An 18,209-nucleotide genomic window follows, 5' to 3' on the forward strand; every position below is an offset into this window, starting at 1 on the left:
TTCACCATTATAACAGAGATTCGGAAATTTAGGAACTGCCTTGGAAACCCTACGGGCATATATTTATTGGTATAAGCCGCCGGCTTATAAATTCATCATTTACTTTCCTGCTTGTTCTCCTTCGCTTTCGGCAGGATAAGATTTAACAGTATCGCTACACAGGTGGCTACTACTACCGGAGACTTACCGAAAATAGTCGTTGTCCAGTCCGGAAATGATGCGAGTGCATTAGCTGCCTGGGTAACCCCCATTCCCAATGCTACGGAAAGTCCAACGATAGATGTGTTTCGATAGTTCATCTCTTCTGTCATGATTAATTTTATACCTGTCATTGCGATTGATGCAAATACACTAATTGTCGCACCGCCCAGTACACACTGGGGAATCGTTGTAAGAATAGCGGAGAACTTCGGAATGACTCCTGCTATTAAAAGCATTACTGCTGCAAGTCCAAGAACAACGCGGCTGATGACCTTTGTTGTTACAACGATACCAACGTTCTGGCTGTATGTAGCTGTCGGCAGACCGCCTAAGAGTGCACCGATTATGTTCGAAATACCATATCCTACGATTCCGCCCTGTAATTCTTTATCCTCAGGCATACGGTCCATTGACCCGGTTGTTGTTGCAGAAAAGTCTCCGATGGCCTGGATCGAATTGATCGCAAACAGAAGTCCGATCGCAATGCAGGAAGAAGGATCAAATACTACACCAAAATGAAGAGGCGTAGGCAGTTGAAAATACCCCGCTGCCGCAATACCACTGAAATCAACTAACCCCATACATAATGCTGCCACATATCCAACCAGCACTCCGATTAAGATAGATGCTAACTTAAAGATTCCTTTTGCAAAATGATTCAAACCGGTTACAACAACCAATGTTAAAATAGCAACCGTCCAGTTCTGCCATGACCCAAAGCCAAGCTTGCCAACTTCCTTGGCGAGCGGTTTTCCTGCCCCGCCTGCCATGTAGTTCACTGCTGTAGGGTATAAGGACAGTCCGATCGTAAAGACTACGGTGCCGGCAATCAACGGCGGAAAGAGCTTCCTGATTTTTTTGATACTAAATCCAACGATAATAGCAACTACTCCCCCCACGATCTGTGCCCCGAGAATCATCGGTATTCCTAATCCGCTCTCATCTCCTGCGATGGCCTGCATACTTGGAACATAAGCAAAACTAACTCCCATGATCACAGGCAGCGCTGCTCCAACTTTGAAACCGTCCTTCTTCCCTATCGGAAACAACTGCAGCAGTGTGGCCAAACCTGAAATAACTAAAGCCGCCTGTATCAAGAATACTTTGTCTGCATTATCCAGTCCTGCTGCTCCTGATACGATAATTGCCGGTGTAACAATTCCTACGATTGCAGCTACCACATGCTGCAGTGCCAGTGGAAATACCTGATTAAGGCCCGGTTTTCCATAAAAATTAAATAACGCTTCCTGATTTGTCTGTTTCATGATTATCCCCCTGATCTTCATAAATTTTATGTGCTGTCTCTAAAGAAGTATAAAAGAACGCTTCCCCTTTCCTCCATATATTTACTGTCAGATAACATGTAGATTCTCCTAATATTCTGTCTACCGTCTTCTACTATTCTTTTAGAAACCCACAAAAAAAGAGACAGCAATATAGCGCTGTTTAAATCAAAAACAGCAAACCATATAGCTCTCTCAAGCTTCTTTACTATAACACTATTTTTGTGCAAAGTCAACAATTTCTCCTGAATTTTTTTTAGGTTTTCCGTTATTACCTCAAAAATTTTTAGGTTTTCCAAAACTGTCATTTTACTAAATACAGCTCTTTCGAAAACCAGAATAAAATAACGGAGAACCCCCGCATTTCCAGGGTTCCCTCCGTCAAAGAGGAAATTCACACTCCCCTTTACTGTTTCCTCATAACTTTACTTCCACCGCGGCAGGCTCACGATCTCCGCCTCAGCAAAAAATTCCGGCAGATGAAAGCTGGGAATGCTTGTCAAAATCGGTGAATAAGAAACATAATGTTCGATCTTGGCCGTCTCAGATATCTTATAAAAGTTGCATGTAAAGTAGCTGCCTTCTCCCAGATCCAACGGCCCGTAGATCTTCTCCAGTATCCAGATGGGAACCCGCAGATCAACACTCCACTGCTTCTCTTCTATCTGCGCTTTGCATTCGAATGCTTTGTGATCGTCTCCAAGCAGATATGTACGGTAAGTCCTCATTTCTCCATACGCCGCCAGTAATGTCCCGTTCGCATTTGCCTCCAGAGACAGGTAGTTCTCCTTTGCGCCTCTCCCTAAAGGCGGCTCAAACATCAGAAATGCCTCCATCGCACTGTCCTTATAGACAGGATCATTTGCATTCGTATAGGTCCGAAGCGGATCAGATTCCTCACATACCATCTTAAGATAGAATCCATCTTCTGGTACAAACCCTATATAACCATAAGTCTTCGGAAATTTTTCTGTTCCCCACAACGCATGATCTACATAAAACGGTTTTAATGTTGTCAGTTCCTCTTTTGATTTGATGATCGCAACTTCCAGTTCCATAAACTGTGCCTCCTCCCAAACTATTTTAGGAGTATCCCCCCAAATATTATATACCTTGAATGCGCAGCTTATGCTGCGTATCCGCCCGAAGGGCATGTGTTACGGAATGCCCTTTGGGTATACTTTAGATACGCAGCTTATGCTGCGTACCCGCCCGAAGGGCATGTGTTACGGAATGCCCTTTGAATATAGTTTTAATTTATCAGATAATTCAAAGGTTTGCAATTCAATTTCTAAAACTAACCAAAAATCCTCAAAGATATGGTAAGGATTTTCTTTACCAATATTGCGCGGATCTCCTGTGTCCAGTATAATGGTTAACAAATCTTAACAAAAGGAGATTTGAAATATGAAACGTCACCAGAGAATAAGCAACATATTTAGAGAGGTTTAAATATGGCAGATGAATGTAAAGAAATGTTACAAAGTATCGTAAACGGATTTCAGGATTGCCGGAATGCATTTACTGCAATCGGTGATGAAACCAGGCAGTTGATACTGCTTGTGCTTTTAGAAAGCAATCTCTCGGGGATCCGTGTTGGAGAAATTGCACAAAAGGCGCATCTTACAAGACCTACAGTTTCTCACCATCTGCAGATTCTAAAAGAGGCTGGGATCGTCGCAATGCGCAAAGAGGGGACAAAAAATTATTATTATTTGAGTGTGGATGAGACACAGTGGAAAGAAATCACTCATTTAATCAATCTCATTTATAAAAGTATCCAGCATATCAGTACTCATCCCTAAAACATGACCGGAGGTAAAATCAATGATCTTATATTTTTCAGGCACAGGAAACAGTGAATATGCAGCAAAAAGGATCGGCAGAGAATTAGATGACAAGGTCCTAAATTTAGTGGAGAAAATACGCAGCCGCGATTTTTCAGAAATGCACTCGGGAAATGCGTGGATCATCGTCACCCCTGCCTATGCATGGAGAATCCCGCGTATCGTCCGGGAGTGGCTTTTGAATACCACACTTACCGGAAACAAGAATATTTATTTTGTGATGACCTGCGGCGGAAGCATCGGAAATGCAGGCAGATACCTGGAAAAGCTTTGCAGGACAAAAAAATGGAACTACATGGGATGTAAAGAGGTTCTCATGCCGGAAAACTACATCGCAATGTATTCTGCCCCGACACAGGAGGAAGCCCTGGAGATCATCCACCAGGCAGACAGTGTCCTGGATGAAACCGCTCTCACGATAAAGAACCGCAAGAAATTCCCCCAGCCTGCCCTGACTATTAAGGACAGGATAGACAGCGGCATTATAAACACTGCCTTTTATCCGTTGTTTGTACACGCGAAAAAATTCTATACTACAGATGCCTGTATATCCTGTGGAAAATGTGTCCATGTCTGTCCCCTGGACAACATTCAACTGAAAAATAGCAGGCCTCTCTGGGGGGAAAACTGCACCCATTGTATGGCCTGTATCTGCCGCTGTCCCAGTGAAGCGATCGAATATGGAAAACACAGCCGGGGTCTGACACGGTACGTCTGTCCTGCCGGGGACGAAGGTTAATTGCAGGCTTGTCCCTGCTATTTTTTCATGCTAAAATTGTAATAGATCTTATTTTTGACAGAGGTTACCACCAGTCTGCATGATTGGACGGACCGAAAGGAGAACATATAATGCAGGAAAAGCGTCATCCCGTGGTTGTCATGTACACAATCATAATTATTTTGGCAGCACAAGTAAACATGAATCTTTTCATTAGCAACTTTAAAATTTCTATAGGTATTATTATGTTTTCTGTTTTTGTCCTGCTTAATGGGAAGTTTCCTATTATTCCTGTCACATTACTGTCTGCGGCCGGAGTCTATATTTCCCGTGTTGCCGTGTACTGGTTTAATCAGGGATCACTTGGGACTGCTGTCCTGGACTGTTTCCCAGAGATGGTATTTTATCTGGCTTACGGGCTCCTGTTCTTTCTATACTGCAGGAAGCACGATTACAACTGGGGAGGTTTCCATATTCCCCCACTTTTTCTCTTTGACTATTTATCGAATCTGATAGAACTGATCCTGCGATTAGGTCTTGGGGCCTTTACCTGGAAGAACCAGCTCAGTATTCTTCTGGTAGCGGTTTTTCGTACGGCGTCTATCTGGTGTATTTACCTGGTGCTGCGTTATTATAAATTTGGTCTTTTGCACCGGGAACATGCACAGCGCTACCAGCGCCTGCTTCTTCTCATCTCAAAGCTCAACGGGGAGGTCCTTTGGATGAAGAAGAATACAAAACTGATCGAAGACACGATGAATACATCTTATCATCTGTACAGACAGATACTAGAAGAGCTTCCTGAAAGTGAATTATCCCGGCAGGCACTGTCCGTGGCAAAGGATATCCACGAGATAAAAAAGGAATATGTGCTGATCCTGCGCGGACTGTCTGAGGCACTTGACCTAAATCTCAATGAGGAGGGAATGCACTTAAAAGATATTTTCTCTGTGCTGGAAAACAGCCTGAATACGCCTCCCACGCCAGGTGGACGCACTCTTTCCCTGGAGATATCAGTGGAAGAAAATCTTTACACAGAAGACCATTATTTCCTGATGTCCATTTTCCGCAACCTGATCACAAACGCAATGGAAGCCTCTGAAAACGAGACCGTTCATGTAAAGATCACACAGACCTCCAGCGATTCTGACTGGCTGTTTACGGTCACAGACGATGGCCCGGGCATCCCTCATGAAGATTTAGAAGATATCTTCCAGCCCGGTTTTTCCACTAAGATCAATTATGATACCGGGGAGATCAACCGCGGACTGGGACTGAATCTGGTCCAGGATATGATCAAAAACCAATGGTGCGGACAGATATCCGCATCCTCCCATCCGGGTGAAACTGTCTTTTCTATTAAAATACCTAAGACACAGCTGAAAGGAGCAAACTAAAACATGAACCTTTATATCGTAGATGATGACCGTAATGTGCAGAACATACTCAAAATGATCATCCGTGACCGAAACCTAGGGACACTTTGCGGTACTGCCTCCAACGGAGCAGATGCTCTGGAGGATATGCCTTATACAAAGCCGGATATCGTGATCGTAGATCTTCTTATGCCGGAAATGGATGGAATCACCTTTGTAAAAAAAGCCCGCACACTCTGGCCGGACACCGCTTTTATCATGCTTTCTCAGGTCGCATCTAAGGATATGATCGCAAATGCCTACGAAAGCGGGATCGAATTCTATATTCAGAAGCCTATCAACAGCGTAGAGGTGGAGAGGGTGATAAGAAGGGTGGAACAGTCTATGATCGACCGCTCCACTCTCAGACAGGTGCAGAATATTTTCTTAAGCCAAAATGCCGGAACTGCCAATCCCGGCATATCACCTGTGAATGGAGCTTTTAAGGCTGGCTCCTCTTCTCCCTCTTCCCGCCTGCCTATAGATCCTGTTTCCAAACCGCACACTGTCCGTCTGCGAAGTATTTTACAGAAGCTTGGGATCTCCGGGGAGAGGGGCAGCCGGGACATCATACAGCTTGTAGAATATCTGATCGAACATCAGACACGGTTAAGTGATGCCACACTCGGAGAGCTCTGCAGCAAGTTCAGCGATAATCCTAAATCCATGGAACAGCGTATCCGCAGAGCTGCCAGCATGGGCATGGTGAACCTTGCCAATCTGGGATTGGAGGACTACTCCAATGACATTTTCACAACCTACGCAAACACCCTCTACAATTTTGAACAGGTGCGCAGGGAAATGGACTTTATCCGGGGGAAAAGTACCAGACACGGCAATGTAAAAATCAAAAGCTTTTTGAATGCCCTTGTTCTTACTTGCACAGAATCTTAACTATACATAATCGGTAAAGTGGGTACTTAAAATCCGCTCTGTTTCTTCCTTGAGAAGGTCAAATACCGCCCGTCTGTTATGTATTTTGCATAATAAAAGACGGGCGTTTTTGTATCATTTGTAGATCTTTCAGAAACTTCTGTTACTTTTTGTAATTTCCCGAAACCACTTCGTTAAATTTTAAACAGTTGATAAAATATGAATGGTACATAAGGAGGATTACATGCTGACAATCATTTCTGGAGTTGGACTTTTGTTACTGACACTTGCGGGATTTTCCCTTTTCAGCCTCAAAATGCCCAAAGGGCAGGCTGCCATGTCTGGTATGGCAAACGCTGCGATTGCCACTTTTTTAGTGGAAGCCATACACCGCTATATTACCGGTGACCTGTTAAAGCTTGAATTCTTTCAGGAAGTAGGGGTCACGTCAGGAAGTCTCGGCGGAGTTGCCGCTGCAATCACCGTTCCGATCAGTATGGGCGCGAACCCGGTATTTGCTGTTGTGGCCGGTGTGGCCGTAGGCGGATACGGAATTCTGCCTGGTTTTATTGCCGGATATATCGTTGGTCTGATCGGACCTGTTCTTGAAAAGAAACTTCCGGAGGGGCTTAATATCATCGCGGGTGCATTGATCATCGCACCTGCCGCACGTATGATCGCCCTGCTCGTAGACCCGGTTGTTAATTCTACACTGGTACGCATTGGACAGACTATCTCTGCTGCTGCAGAACAGTCACCGCTCGTGATGGGACTTCTGCTCGGCGGTATTATGAAAATGATCTGTACTTCCCCATTAAGCTCCATGGCGCTTACCGCCATGCTCGGACTGAACGGACTCGCAATGGGAATTGCTGCGATTGCATGTGTAGGCGGTTCTTTTACAAACGGACTGATCTTTAGCCGTCTCAAGCTTGGGGATAAGAGTAATGTCATCGCTGTGATGCTGGAGCCTCTGACCCAGGCGCACATTATTACGGCCCATCCGATTCCGATCTACTGTTCCAACTTCTTCGGCGGAGGGCTTGCCGGTATGGCTGCTGCTGCACTTGGTATCATCAATAATGCTCCTGGTACAGCTTCTCCGATCCCCGGATTGTTGGCCCCCTTTGCCTTCAATCCTCCGGTCAATGTGCTGATCGCACTTGTGCTGGCTGCATTGGGCGGAAGCCTCGCAGGATTTGTGGGTGCTGCCGTTTTCAAGAAAAGATTCGGAAAAGAAGAAGTGGTACAGATTCCCGAGGATGTTGTGCCGGAGTAGGATAGTTCTTAAAACCCGAAACAGACTGCAGAGCGCTTTCGCTCATGAATTTAACGAAAAACGGATTCTCCATATCCGTTTACTACCTATAAACCCTTTCTTCATAGAAAAAGTGTCATCACAGTATTGAATGTGTGGTGACACTTTTTTATTTTTATAGTCATTTTTTCATGTCTTTTAATTATTGAATCATTCATAAAAGCTCCTCCATTTTAGAAAAGGAGACAATCCTCAACTGTCTCCTTTTCCACTGCTATTTGTCTGTTTTAAATTATTTAATGTTTTTTTATCTGTGATTAAAATGTTTTCTATTATTTCATCTGTACTTACATCGACCTAATTCTGTACCCCTGCCGCTTCTTTTCTTGCCTTGATCTCGGCCTCCATCTTTGGAATCTCTTTCCCAAGTTTACTCAGCATGATAGACAGGATAACGATCAATACGGTACAAATTCCCGGAAGAATAGAATACAGGCTTCTGATCATCAGCATGGCACTGTCCGGCTGTGCAGCACTTCCTGTTGTCGAGGAAATGAAACCGGATGCCCCAAGCAGGATTCCGCACATACCGGCTCCGATCCCGCCGCCTACCTTGCTGGTAAATCCTGAAACAACACCGCTGGAACCTTCCATTCTCGGAAGCCCCATATACTCGTTATAAGTTGCAAGCTGCATGATAACCAATGCGCCTAAGTACCCCAAAGGCAGGTTTAAAAGCGTTGTGAGCAGGACACCCACAATAACAACCGGAAAGCTTGCATTTCCAAAAAATACGATCACATATCCTACTGCAGCGATTACTGAGAAAAGTACAAAAAGCTTCGCAACACTCATCTTCCTCATCATTGCCGGAAAGATAAACATGACCGGAAGAAGCACAACAGAAAGGATGCTTACGATTCCGAACTTGGAGATGTCTCCGATAATATAGGTAAAATAGTATGTACCCGCACCCAGGCTTACTGCGATCTGATATAATCCCATGATTCCTGCAAAGATCCAGCAGTATTTATTTTTCTTTAACATGGTCAGAATTTCTTTAAAATGTACCCGCTCACTGTTTCCCGCATCAATGGACGGGTCCTCCTTTAGAAAAACAAATCTTAGAATACCGATCACTGCCAGCGGAACCGCATAGATCAGGATCAGCTCTCTCCATCCTGTCGGGCTGGATGCCAGCCTTGCCATCAGCATCGGAAATGTCACGGACACTACCATACCGCCTAACATGCTGACAATCCCACCATAGGATGAAACCTTCGTGATAACACGCTGGTTATTTGAAAATGCACGGATCATGTATGGAGTCTGATTTGCATTCAGCAGTGTATTAAAGATGCTGAATACTGCCGTGTACATCACAAATACCCAGACCGCCTTCACAACGCCGCTCCACGCAGGTGACGCAAAGAACAGAAGTACCGTACACAGCCATTCCCCAAGAATCGCGAATTCGTAGGGCCTTGCCTTTCCCCATTTTGTCTTTGTGTTATCTACCAGGAATCCGGCAAATAAGTCTGTCACTCCGTCAAATACCTTACTGGCCATTAACAGTGTTCCGACCAGCGCTGCATTCATTCCCAAGGTATCTGTACAGTAGATCGTCAGATATCCGAGGATGATCGTATTCACTGCTGCCAGAGAAACATCCCTTGATTTCCATGCAAAAAATTTACCCACCGGAAGTCTGTCCGGATTTTTTTCTTTTTTACCCATTTAAGGTAACCTCCTTCGTATTCCTTTTGATATATTCATTTTATTTTACTTTTCAATTCTCCGCGTCCGAAAATATGCTTTTATGAACAATAATTAGCTTTCATTTACTCCCAAAGCGACTTTTTTATCTTTATAGCGAATTTATATACATTTCACACCATATTTTTATCGCCCTGCTTAGGACTTTGTATTATACTATATATAAAATATATTGAAACGGAGGGCATTATGCTGGTCGATAACAAACTAAACTTTTTCAGGGAACTTGTTTCCTGCAATTATCCACTTTATTTCTGGGTATACGATTCGAATCTCGTCTTAGAAAGCAGCTGCTGCCCGGAAGAAAAGGCTATGGATGGCATCTTTTCTCTCAGTGGCTGCAAGGAATATCTGAAAGAATATACACAGACATCCAGCCTGCCCATTATTTTAAGTGATCCACTCGGTCTGATGTGGGCTGCTTCCTTCGAAGTAGACAATGACCAAATCAGTAAAATCCATGTGCTGGGACCTGCGTTCATCAACCAGAACTCCCTGCCGCATATAGAACAGGAATTGAACGCGCATCAGATGTCTGTTGCGATGAAAAAACAGATGATGAGACAATTAGAGCAGCTCCCCTTGATTTCCAGTGTTACTTTTTATCAGTATGTACTGATGTTTCACTACTGTATCCGCGGTGAAAAGCTCACGATCGGAGACCTTCAGCATCAAATGCGGGGGACTAATGAGCACCCTGCCAAACAAAAACCGGAGGCAGATGACGATTCCCACCTGGGTGTACGCAATATAGAAAGTAAACTGCTGCAAATGGTTGAGCAGGGAAACCTGAATTATAAGGAAATCCTTGCACAGGCTGCCACTACAAGCCCCGGTGTCCGCACCAACATTGGGAATCCGATTCAGCAGGGTAAGTATTCCTCTGTCACGTTCACTGCCCTATGCAGCAGGGCCGCGATTGCCGGAGGCCTGCCTGCCCCCACTGCATATTCACTGAATGATCTGTATACCCAGGCGGCTGACAGCTGTAAAACCTTGGGAGAGATCGCTTCGCTGAACGCTCTCATGTATGAAGACTTCATTTACCGGGTACACAAATGCAGGCAGAATCCAGAGGTCTCGGTCCCTATCCAGACATGCTGCGATTATATCAACATGCATATCACAGAAAAAATCGATATCCAGAAGCTGGCGGACATGGCCGGATATACCGATTACTATCTAACAAGAAAATTCAAAAAAGAGACCGGCGTCAGTATCAACAGCTTTATTAAATCGGCTAAAATAGAATATGCCAAGACACTGCTCTCCACCTCCTCTGAAAGTATTCAGACGATCAGCGAACAGCTTAATTTCTGTTCCAGAAGCTATTTTGCAGACACTTTCCAGAAAGAGACCGGGATGTCTCCCAGTGAATACCGGGTGAAAAATAGATCCATATAAATTGGAGTCTCCCTCCAGGCGTACATTATTCTGCCTTAATAGTCATTTTTTTGTCTTCCATCCATTTTTCATCTAATTTTTTAACATATTCCCCATTTTTTGTACGGGTCATTTGCTTATTCCCATTTATAATGAATTTAACAAAATCAGAGTGATCGAAAAGATGATCCGGGTATCTGTCCCCGGCTTTACTCTGAATTTGGAAGAATAGGAGGAAATGTACAATGAGAAAGATCCAAACTCTGAATGAACATTGGAAATTTGTGAAATATGCCGCTGACGCGGCCGATGCCATATCCGTTTCCGGAGAAGATGTGAACCTGCCCCATACATGGAATGCCATTGACGGACAGGATGGCGGCAATGACTATTACCGCGGGAAATGTTATTATGTAAAGGAATTAAAAAGGCCGGAAACTTCTGATGGGGAAGAAGTATACCTGGAATTCAGGGGCGTCAGCTCTTCTGCCGAGGTGTTTGTCAATGGCAGGCTGGTCTGCCGGCATGACGGAGGATATTCTACCTTCCGTGTCAATATCACCCCTGAGTTGAAAGAAGAAAATACCATCATTGTATCCGCTGACAATTCGCCAAACGATACGGTCTACCCCCAGCGGGCAGACTTTACGTTCTACGGCGGGATCTACCGGGATGTCTGCCTGATCACAGTTCCTTCATCCCATTTTGATCTGGACTGGCACGGCGCTCCGGGAATCAAGGTAACCCCAAAGATCGAGGATGACCACGCCACCGTCCTTGTTGAGACTTATATTTCAGGAACCGCAGATACAGTACGCATCACAATAGACGGAGCCGAAACCAGGGAATGCCCGATCCAGGATCAAAAGGGGATTCTGTATATGGATATCCCAGGCGTCCGCCTCTGGAACGGCAGAAAAGACCCGTATCTCTATACTGCCACAGCACAATTACTCGTAAATGGTACCGTGACTGATGAGATCAGTACCAGATTCGGATGCCGGACCTTTTCCTTTGACCCGGAAAAAGGATTCTTCTTAAATGGGCAGAGTTACCCGCTTCGCGGTGTCTCCCGGCATCAGGACCGGCGCAGCACCGGAAATGCACTGACACCTGAGATGCACCGGGAGGACATGGAGCTGATCGCAGAGATGGGTGCCAATACGATCCGCCTTGCGCATTATCAGCATGACCAGTATTTCTATGATCTGTGTGATGAATGCGGTATGATCGTGTGGGCAGAGATTCCGTATATTACAGAACATATGCCAAACGCAAGGGCCAATACCATTTCCCAGATGACCGAACTGATCGCGCAGAATTACAACCATCCTTCTATTATCTGCTGGGGGCTCTCCAATGAGATCACAGTCAGCGGAAAGAGCGATGATCTTGTAGAAAATCACCGGATCCTCAATGACCTTGCGCACCGCATGGACACCACCCGGCCCACAGCCATGGCACATGCTTTCCTTTTGGATATGGATGATGACCTGGTCACACTGCCCGATATCTGTTCCTATAACCTGTACTATGGCTGGTATTTAGGATCACTTTCCGACAATGACGATTGGTTTGACGAATACCATAAAAAACATCCCCAGCAGATCATTGGTCTGTCCGAATACGGTGCCGATGCCTGTCCGAAATTCCAGACCGAACAGCCAGAACAAGGGGATTATACCGAAGCCTACCAGTGCATTTATCATGAACATCTGCTTAACATGTTTGAAGAACGCCCTTATATCTGGGCGACACACTGCTGGAACATGTTTGACTTTGCGGCAGACGGAAGGGATGAAGGCGGGGAGCATGGGATCAATCAGAAGGGACTTGTTACCTTTGACCGCCGTCATAAAAAGGATGCCTTCTATCTGTACAAGGCTTACCTGTCTGACGAACCCTTTGTCCACATCTGCGGAAGAAATTATGTGAACCGCTGCTGGGAGAACACTCAGATCAAGGTATATTCCAATCTCCCGGAAGTTTCCTTATACGATAACGGCATGCTTCTGGAAACCAAGAAAGGAAACCGTATCTTTGAATTCACACTTTCACTGTCCGGTAACCACGAGATCACAGCCAGATCCGGGGAGCACAGTGACCGCATCACGATCTGCAAAGTCACTGCTCCCGATGAGTCCTATATCCTGGAGGGCCGCGCGGTGAAAAACTGGTTCGATGAACCGGGAATGGAGATCCGGGAAGGCTATTATTCCATCAAAGACTCCATGGGTGATATCAAAAAATCACCTGCAGGAGCCGCACTGCTCCAACGGATGATGGAAGCAGCGACTGCTTCAAGAGGTGATGTCGCTAAAAATGTACAGCCCAACGCCCAGATGCAGAAGATGATGGACCGGCTGTCCGTGGAGGCGCTGATCAAGCAGGCTGGCGGTGCGATTACCACCGAAATGGCCGTGCAGCTGAATCAGGCCCTGAGCCAGATCAAAAAACCAGATTAAAAGACTAAGGAAAAGCCGCACATTGTTCAGTTGATGATACCAAGATGAACCAAACAATGTGCGGCTTAAAATTCACAATTCTTCTATTCAAAGATTGTTATGATGTCAAGATCTCTATCTCACCAAACGCCTTTAAAAATTCCTTTTTTCCGTATCCGTCAAATTCTACGATGGCTGTCATCTCATTTTCCTCCACAAGAATCCCGACCCCATATTTCGGATGCCTTGCTTTTCTGACCACCTTTTCCTCCACTGTTTTATCCTGTTCCTGACGCACCGCTTTTCTGAGCTGTTGGAGATTGGCCTGCCTTTCCTCCTGGGTTTTCATTCCCTCCCAGTCCAGCAGATGCTTTGGCAGCATATTTAGATATCTGCCCGGCCCGCCATTGACACGGGGCTGTCCCGGATTCGTATAGTAGGATAATTCCAGCTGTTCTCCTGCCCGGGTCATTCCCACAAAGAGGAGCCTTCGTTCCTCTTCCTCCTGCTCGAAGCTTTGCCCGGTGAGCGGAATCAGACCATCATTGACTCCAATGATAAACACATGGGAAAATTCCAGGCCCTTCGAAGCATGAAGCGTCATCAGCCGTACCTTGTCCTTTCCTGGATTTTCCTCCTCTTTTAAAATCTGTATTCCATAAAGAGCAGAGGAGCATAAAAACTGCGCCGTTCCCTGTGCGATACATTTCTTATTCTCACGGCTGTAAACCTCCAGCCTCTTACAAAGCCCCAGCACTAATCCCCTGTCCCGGACATAGGAGGCAGCATTCGGACGCAGATAATCATCCAGGGCAAAATATTCGTAGATCCCGATCCCATCGTAAACTGGCGCTTCCATCGCGTTCACTTCACATTCGTCCGGGTTTCCCCCTAAAGTCTCCCCTCCTGCTGACATGGAGGCTGCTGACATGGGCTCTGCTGACATCCGTTCTGCTGAAAATGCCTGAGCGAATTCCAGCATCCTGTCATAAATCAGCGATTCCCCTCTCTTCGGCTCTGCGAGAAAACCCTTCAGCCGCTTTTTTTCCATTCTCTCCCCATAAACCGGGTGTGACAGGACAGCCTCCAGGGCAAATCTGTCATTCTGATTGCAGGCAAAGGTCAGCACCTTTACAAACCAGTCCAGCACCGGAATATCCCGCAGTGTCTTTTTCAGCGATACGGTAAAAGGAATCCCTTCCTTTTCAAACACCTTTTTAAGGACCTCCGATTGGTTCTGGAGACGATAGAACACGGCGATCTCCCCGTACTCCACGCCTTCCCGGTGCAGTGTCCGGATCTTCTCTGCCAGATACTGTGCCTCCAAAAAGGCATCATAGTGATTCCTTACAAGGATCAGGCTTCCCCCTTCTTTCTTACCTGTCACCGTATTCCCATATTGAAGAAACTTTCCTGCCGCCTCCAGAATATTCCCGCTGGAACGGTAGTTCACAGGAAGGGACAGTTCCTTTGCTTCAAACTTATGCTTCAGATAATAAAACATCGTCTCCACACTGCCCCTCCAGCTGTAGATCAGCTGATTGGGGTCGCCTACGGCAAACAACCTGGTATTCTTTCCCTTGAGGGCCGTGATGAATTCAATCTGCTGTTTATCACTGTCCTGCACCTCATCCACGATGATCCAGGCCGGCTTCGCATGCGCCCCTTCCCGGTCTAACAATTCTGTACTGACCTCGATCAGATCGGAAAATGCCATCTTATCCTGCCGTTTTTTCTCCTCCCGCAGACGTTCAAAGAGCACAAACAGATCGTCCTGATACCTGCTCTCTTGTTTCCCCTGCCGGAAGGCAGTATATTCCTGTTCCAGCCGTTTCTTCAGTCGGTTCTTGTACTTGATCTTTAACTTTCCCACCCTGGCAAGACGCAGCGCAAGCTCCGTCTCCTCGTCCGGCTCCATGATCATGAAATTCTTCGTCCATCCCATGCTCTCTATATCCAGACGGGTCCGCAGGAAATTCATCGCCACACTGTGAAATGTCCCGAATCCGGCCAGTTCTTCCTCTGTAAGCTCCGGCTCCACTGCCAGCAGACGTTCCTTGATTTCTCCCGCCGCCTTATTCGTAAAGGTCAGCACCGTCATATCCCGGATTGGCACCTTAATCTTTACATGCAGATACAGGATCTTAGCGATCAGCACCGTGGTCTTTCCGCTTCCTACATTCGCATTGACTACGCAGGCCGGGCTCTCATCCAGCACAGCCGCTCTCTGGTATTCATTTAACCGTTCCCATTGTTCCTCATAATTCATGTCCCAGTCTCCTTTCAAATACACCTCGGCGTATTTGCAGCGAAGCGAAAAGTTTTAGCTCATCTTAAGATAAAACATCCTGATACCGCCTGCGCAGTCTTGCCCGGGTCTTCTCTGTCATCCCTTCATCCGCCCGGGATACCACTTCCAGCCTCATATCCCCCGGACATACTGCATGATAGCGCAGGATATTTTCAATACTTTTTAAATTCTCCGGCTCCATGATCCACTGCTCATAAAAAGGGCTCTCCACCGTCAGGATCAATCTGTGACTCTCCACTTCCACAGCCTTAACTGTTTTTAAGAATGCACCGCCGCTCTCTCCATTTCGTTCCACAGCCTCACAGAATTCTTTCCAGTCCTTAGAGAGTTTGAAAAATGAAAACTGCTTCTGCACGGACGGCTTTGAAATCTCTTCCATCTGTTTCACAGACTCGGGTGCCTCAGATTCCCTCAGCAGATTCTCAAGCCCCCAGAGCACCATCTTTTTATCCAGGGTATAATCCCCGACACAGGCCGGACATCCATCCTCACAGGGACAGTTTTTCACCATGCGGATGGCATTCTCCAGAATTTTCGGCACCAGGTCATAGATTTTCTCCGAATATCCCAGCCCGCCCACATATTTATCATAGATAAACAGAGAAACAGCCTCCTCGTCCCTCTCATCCGGGATCAAAGCATTGGAAGAAACGATCACATCAATATCGTCACGGGCAGCCATGGTGACCATCATCGCCGCATTCTTTACGGCATTGGCAATCCCTTCAAAATGGTTATTCCTCACATATTCGCCGGACCGGTTCCTCTGTAACAGACGGCGGTATGCACACACCACATTTTCCGGGATCAGAAGCCAGGTACTCTCCGTATCGTAGTCCTTCTTTAGTGGCAGTGACAGGCTCACATACCCGAGATTCTGATGATTATGGAACTGCAGCTTCTTATACATGGAGACAACTTCATTGACATTAATATCTCCAAACCGGATATATGTACGTTCGTAAGGCTCCTCCTGAAACACCTGCAGGATCCTTGTCTCTTCTGTCCCTGCAGGAACCGTGTAGTAATTCCCATCAAACGGAATGCCTCTGGCCGTCCTGCTTTTCAGATCCAGGCTCAACACCTCATAGGAAGTCCCCTCATGCATATACACCGCTCCCGGATATAATTCATGATATGCCTGAGTTTCGTCCATCTCCGTGATCTCCCGGCCATCCGAATCCAGGATCAGCTTGAATCTGGTCTGATCCATATTCCTTAAACTGTAATCGCCCGCCGGAAATGCCGGCCCCGCCCAGGCAAACTTCCCTCCCAGGCTCTTGACCTCTTGTGCTTTTAAAAGAACCGGAATCACCTCTCCAAGCGCCGGAAAAAGAGCAATATCATCCATGGTCAGGGGCATCTCTGCCGCCGCGGCACGGATGTGGGAAAGCTGGATCAGCAGGTTATCCCGGTCCACGATGGCATTCTCACTCTCCCGGGTAAAAAGCCAGTCCGGATCTATGGCAATATACTGGTCAAAAGGCAGATTCTCCAGGATTAGATAATTAACGCACGCCTCCTGTCCCCGGCCCGCCCTTCCCGTCTGCTGCCAGAAGGAGGCTCTTGTCCCCGGATATCCAACGATCACCGTGGTATCAAGGCTTCCGATATCAATTCCCAGCTCCAGGGCATTGGTAGAAACCAGCCCCAGCAGTTCCCCGGTGATCATCTTACGCTCGATCTCTTTTCGCTCCAGAGGCGTGTAACCGCCCCGGTATCCGGCAATCCTCCTGCTATCGCCCCGGGATAAAAATCCGGCCGAATCCAGCTTATCCCTGGATTCCTTTAAGATAACCTCCACATTCCTCCTGGACTTTCCAAATGCAATAAAATGGTGCTTCCCCTCCACAAGCTGCGGGAGTAATTCCGATGCCACAGATGCAGAGGAATACCGTCCATATTCCTTATCGTTCGCGCCCTTGATCACAGGCGGCTGTATGATCCTGTATTCCTTCTCCGGTGACGGAGAACCGTCCCGGGAGATCAAAGTAAAGGTCCCTCCGCAGATATTTTCCGCCAGTTCCACCGGATTGGCAATCGTAGCAGAACTGCACAAGAACTGCGGTGCAGCCTGATAATAGCGGCACACCCGTTGAAGCCTGCGGAAAATATTCGCCAGATGGGAGCCAAATGCTCCGCGGTAACTGTGCAGTTCATCAATGACTACATACTTCAGATTGGTAAAAATAAAGTCGAAACCATAATTACTGTGATTCGGAAGAAATGCCCCATTTAGCATCTCTGGATTAGTCAGAATGATATTCGCACTTTTCCGGATCCTGCTCCTCTCAGAAGGCGGAGTGTCCCCGTCATATACCCCCGCAGATACCCTTCCCTCTCCAAAGTACTCAAGCCATGGCTTAAGCGCACGTAGCTGATCGCTGGCAAGCGCCTTGGTCGGATAGATAAATATAGCTCTGGTCAGCTGATCCTCAAGAACAGCCTCAAGGACAGGAAGAAGAAAACTCAAGGTCTTACCGCTGGCTGTAGAAGTCGTGATCACGACATTCTCCTTTTTCTGCGCTGCCTCAAACATCTCTGCCTGGTGACAGTACAACTGCCCTATCCCGCTGTGCTCAAGACATGCTCTGATCTCTCTATGTAAAGCCGCAGGGAAAGGGGCATACTGCGCTTCCCGCTTCGGCAGCTTTTCTGTATGAATGACTAGGTCATGTAATTCCATATCTGACACTTCCC

13 protein-coding genes are annotated in these 18,209 nt (G+C 46.5%); 7 read left to right on the forward strand and 6 right to left on the reverse strand.

Features of this window, described 5'->3' with window-relative positions; all coding sequences use genetic code 11:
* Nucleotides 1-95 precede the first annotated feature (95 nt).
* The 3 genes from AC4OGX_RS01435 to AC4OGX_RS01445 all read right to left on the reverse strand — a co-directional run bounded on the left by AC4OGX_RS01435 (nucleotide 96) and on the right by AC4OGX_RS01445 (nucleotide 2,542).
* A complete protein-coding gene (locus AC4OGX_RS01435) occupies nucleotides 96-1,466 on the reverse strand; it encodes a uracil-xanthine permease family protein (RefSeq protein ID WP_493328012.1) in 1,371 nt (456 codons plus the stop codon).
* A 26-nt stretch (nucleotides 1,467-1,492) separates the two neighbouring features.
* Nucleotides 1,493-1,792, reverse strand: a complete 300-nt coding sequence (locus AC4OGX_RS01440) for a hypothetical protein (protein ID WP_493328013.1) — start codon at nucleotides 1,790-1,792, stop codon at nucleotides 1,493-1,495.
* Nucleotides 1,793-1,909: 117 nt separating this feature from the next.
* Nucleotides 1,910-2,542: a carbohydrate-binding family 9-like protein gene (locus AC4OGX_RS01445; protein ID WP_493328014.1), complete on the reverse strand. Its 633-nt coding sequence runs from the start codon at nucleotides 2,540-2,542 to the stop codon at nucleotides 1,910-1,912.
* Between the two features lie 396 nt (nucleotides 2,543-2,938).
* Between AC4OGX_RS01445 and AC4OGX_RS01450 the strand changes: the two genes are divergently transcribed.
* The 5 genes from AC4OGX_RS01450 to AC4OGX_RS01470 all read left to right on the forward strand — a co-directional run bounded on the left by AC4OGX_RS01450 (nucleotide 2,939) and on the right by AC4OGX_RS01470 (nucleotide 7,616).
* Nucleotides 2,939-3,289: an ArsR/SmtB family transcription factor gene (locus AC4OGX_RS01450; protein WP_493328015.1), complete on the forward strand. Its 351-nt coding sequence runs from the start codon at nucleotides 2,939-2,941 to the stop codon at nucleotides 3,287-3,289.
* A 22-nt stretch (nucleotides 3,290-3,311) separates the two neighbouring features.
* Nucleotides 3,312-4,070 (forward strand): EFR1 family ferrodoxin, encoded by a 759-nt coding sequence (locus tag AC4OGX_RS01455; protein ID WP_493328016.1) that lies wholly within the window; start codon nucleotides 3,312-3,314, stop codon nucleotides 4,068-4,070.
* A gap of 110 nt (nucleotides 4,071-4,180) precedes the next feature.
* Nucleotides 4,181-5,446, forward strand: coding sequence for an ATP-binding protein (locus AC4OGX_RS01460; protein ID WP_493328017.1), 1,266 nt, complete (start codon nucleotides 4,181-4,183; stop codon nucleotides 5,444-5,446).
* 3 nt (nucleotides 5,447-5,449) lie between these two features.
* On the forward strand, nucleotides 5,450-6,358 hold the full coding sequence (locus AC4OGX_RS01465) for a DNA-binding domain-containing protein (RefSeq protein WP_493328018.1): 909 nt from the start codon (nucleotides 5,450-5,452) through the stop codon (nucleotides 6,356-6,358).
* A 226-nt stretch (nucleotides 6,359-6,584) separates the two neighbouring features.
* Nucleotides 6,585-7,616, forward strand: a complete 1,032-nt coding sequence (locus tag AC4OGX_RS01470; RefSeq protein ID WP_493328099.1) for a PTS sugar transporter subunit IIC — start codon at nucleotides 6,585-6,587, stop codon at nucleotides 7,614-7,616.
* 336 nt (nucleotides 7,617-7,952) lie between these two features.
* On the opposite strand, the gene AC4OGX_RS01475 is transcribed toward AC4OGX_RS01470, so the two are convergent.
* Nucleotides 7,953-9,332: an MFS transporter gene (locus AC4OGX_RS01475; protein WP_493328019.1), complete on the reverse strand. Its 1,380-nt coding sequence runs from the start codon at nucleotides 9,330-9,332 to the stop codon at nucleotides 7,953-7,955.
* A gap of 228 nt (nucleotides 9,333-9,560) precedes the next feature.
* Between AC4OGX_RS01475 and AC4OGX_RS01480 the strand changes: the two genes are divergently transcribed.
* Both AC4OGX_RS01480 and AC4OGX_RS01485 read left to right on the forward strand, forming a co-directional pair.
* Nucleotides 9,561-10,775 (forward strand): AraC family transcriptional regulator, encoded by a 1,215-nt coding sequence (locus AC4OGX_RS01480; protein ID WP_493328020.1) that lies wholly within the window; start codon nucleotides 9,561-9,563, stop codon nucleotides 10,773-10,775.
* A gap of 224 nt (nucleotides 10,776-10,999) precedes the next feature.
* Nucleotides 11,000-13,219, forward strand: coding sequence for a glycoside hydrolase family 2 protein (locus tag AC4OGX_RS01485; protein WP_493328021.1), 2,220 nt, complete (start codon nucleotides 11,000-11,002; stop codon nucleotides 13,217-13,219).
* Nucleotides 13,220-13,316: 97 nt separating this feature from the next.
* Here the strand turns inward: AC4OGX_RS01485 and AC4OGX_RS01490 are convergent, their stop codons facing one another.
* Together AC4OGX_RS01490 and AC4OGX_RS01495 are read right to left on the reverse strand one after the other, a co-directional pair.
* Nucleotides 13,317-15,467, reverse strand: coding sequence for an ATP-dependent helicase (locus AC4OGX_RS01490; protein ID WP_493328022.1), 2,151 nt, complete (start codon nucleotides 15,465-15,467; stop codon nucleotides 13,317-13,319).
* Nucleotides 15,468-15,531: 64 nt separating this feature from the next.
* Entirely contained in the window at nucleotides 15,532-18,195 is a 2,664-nt protein-coding gene (locus AC4OGX_RS01495) for a DEAD/DEAH box helicase (protein ID WP_493328023.1), read from the reverse strand.
* Nucleotides 18,196-18,209 lie beyond the last annotated feature (14 nt).

This window comes from Faecalicatena sp., from assembly GCF_058819085.1.

Excerpts from the sequence above, each read along its gene's own strand:
- AC4OGX_RS01490 (WP_493328022.1), bottom strand. The coding sequence starts at position 15,467 with ATGAATTATGAGGAACAATGGGAACGGTTAAATGAATACCAGAGAGCG.
- AC4OGX_RS01435 (WP_493328012.1), bottom strand. The coding sequence starts at position 1,466 with ATGAAACAGACAAATCAGGAAGCGTTATTTAATTTTTATGGAAAACCG.
- AC4OGX_RS01480 (WP_493328020.1), top strand. The coding sequence starts at position 9,561 with ATGCTGGTCGATAACAAACTAAACTTTTTCAGGGAACTTGTTTCCTGC.
- AC4OGX_RS01450 (WP_493328015.1), top strand. The coding sequence starts at position 2,939 with ATGGCAGATGAATGTAAAGAAATGTTACAAAGTATCGTAAACGGATTT.
- AC4OGX_RS01475 (WP_493328019.1), bottom strand. The coding sequence starts at position 9,332 with ATGGGTAAAAAAGAAAAAAATCCGGACAGACTTCCGGTGGGTAAATTT.
- AC4OGX_RS01485 (WP_493328021.1), top strand. The coding sequence starts at position 11,000 with ATGAGAAAGATCCAAACTCTGAATGAACATTGGAAATTTGTGAAATAT.
- AC4OGX_RS01495 (WP_493328023.1), bottom strand. The coding sequence starts at position 18,195 with ATGGAATTACATGACCTAGTCATTCATACAGAAAAGCTGCCGAAGCGG.
- AC4OGX_RS01455 (WP_493328016.1), top strand. The coding sequence starts at position 3,312 with ATGATCTTATATTTTTCAGGCACAGGAAACAGTGAATATGCAGCAAAA.
- AC4OGX_RS01465 (WP_493328018.1), top strand. The coding sequence starts at position 5,450 with ATGAACCTTTATATCGTAGATGATGACCGTAATGTGCAGAACATACTC.
- AC4OGX_RS01460 (WP_493328017.1), top strand. The coding sequence starts at position 4,181 with ATGCAGGAAAAGCGTCATCCCGTGGTTGTCATGTACACAATCATAATT.
- AC4OGX_RS01445 (WP_493328014.1), bottom strand. The coding sequence starts at position 2,542 with ATGGAACTGGAAGTTGCGATCATCAAATCAAAAGAGGAACTGACAACA.
- AC4OGX_RS01440 (WP_493328013.1), bottom strand. The coding sequence starts at position 1,792 with ATGACAGTTTTGGAAAACCTAAAAATTTTTGAGGTAATAACGGAAAAC.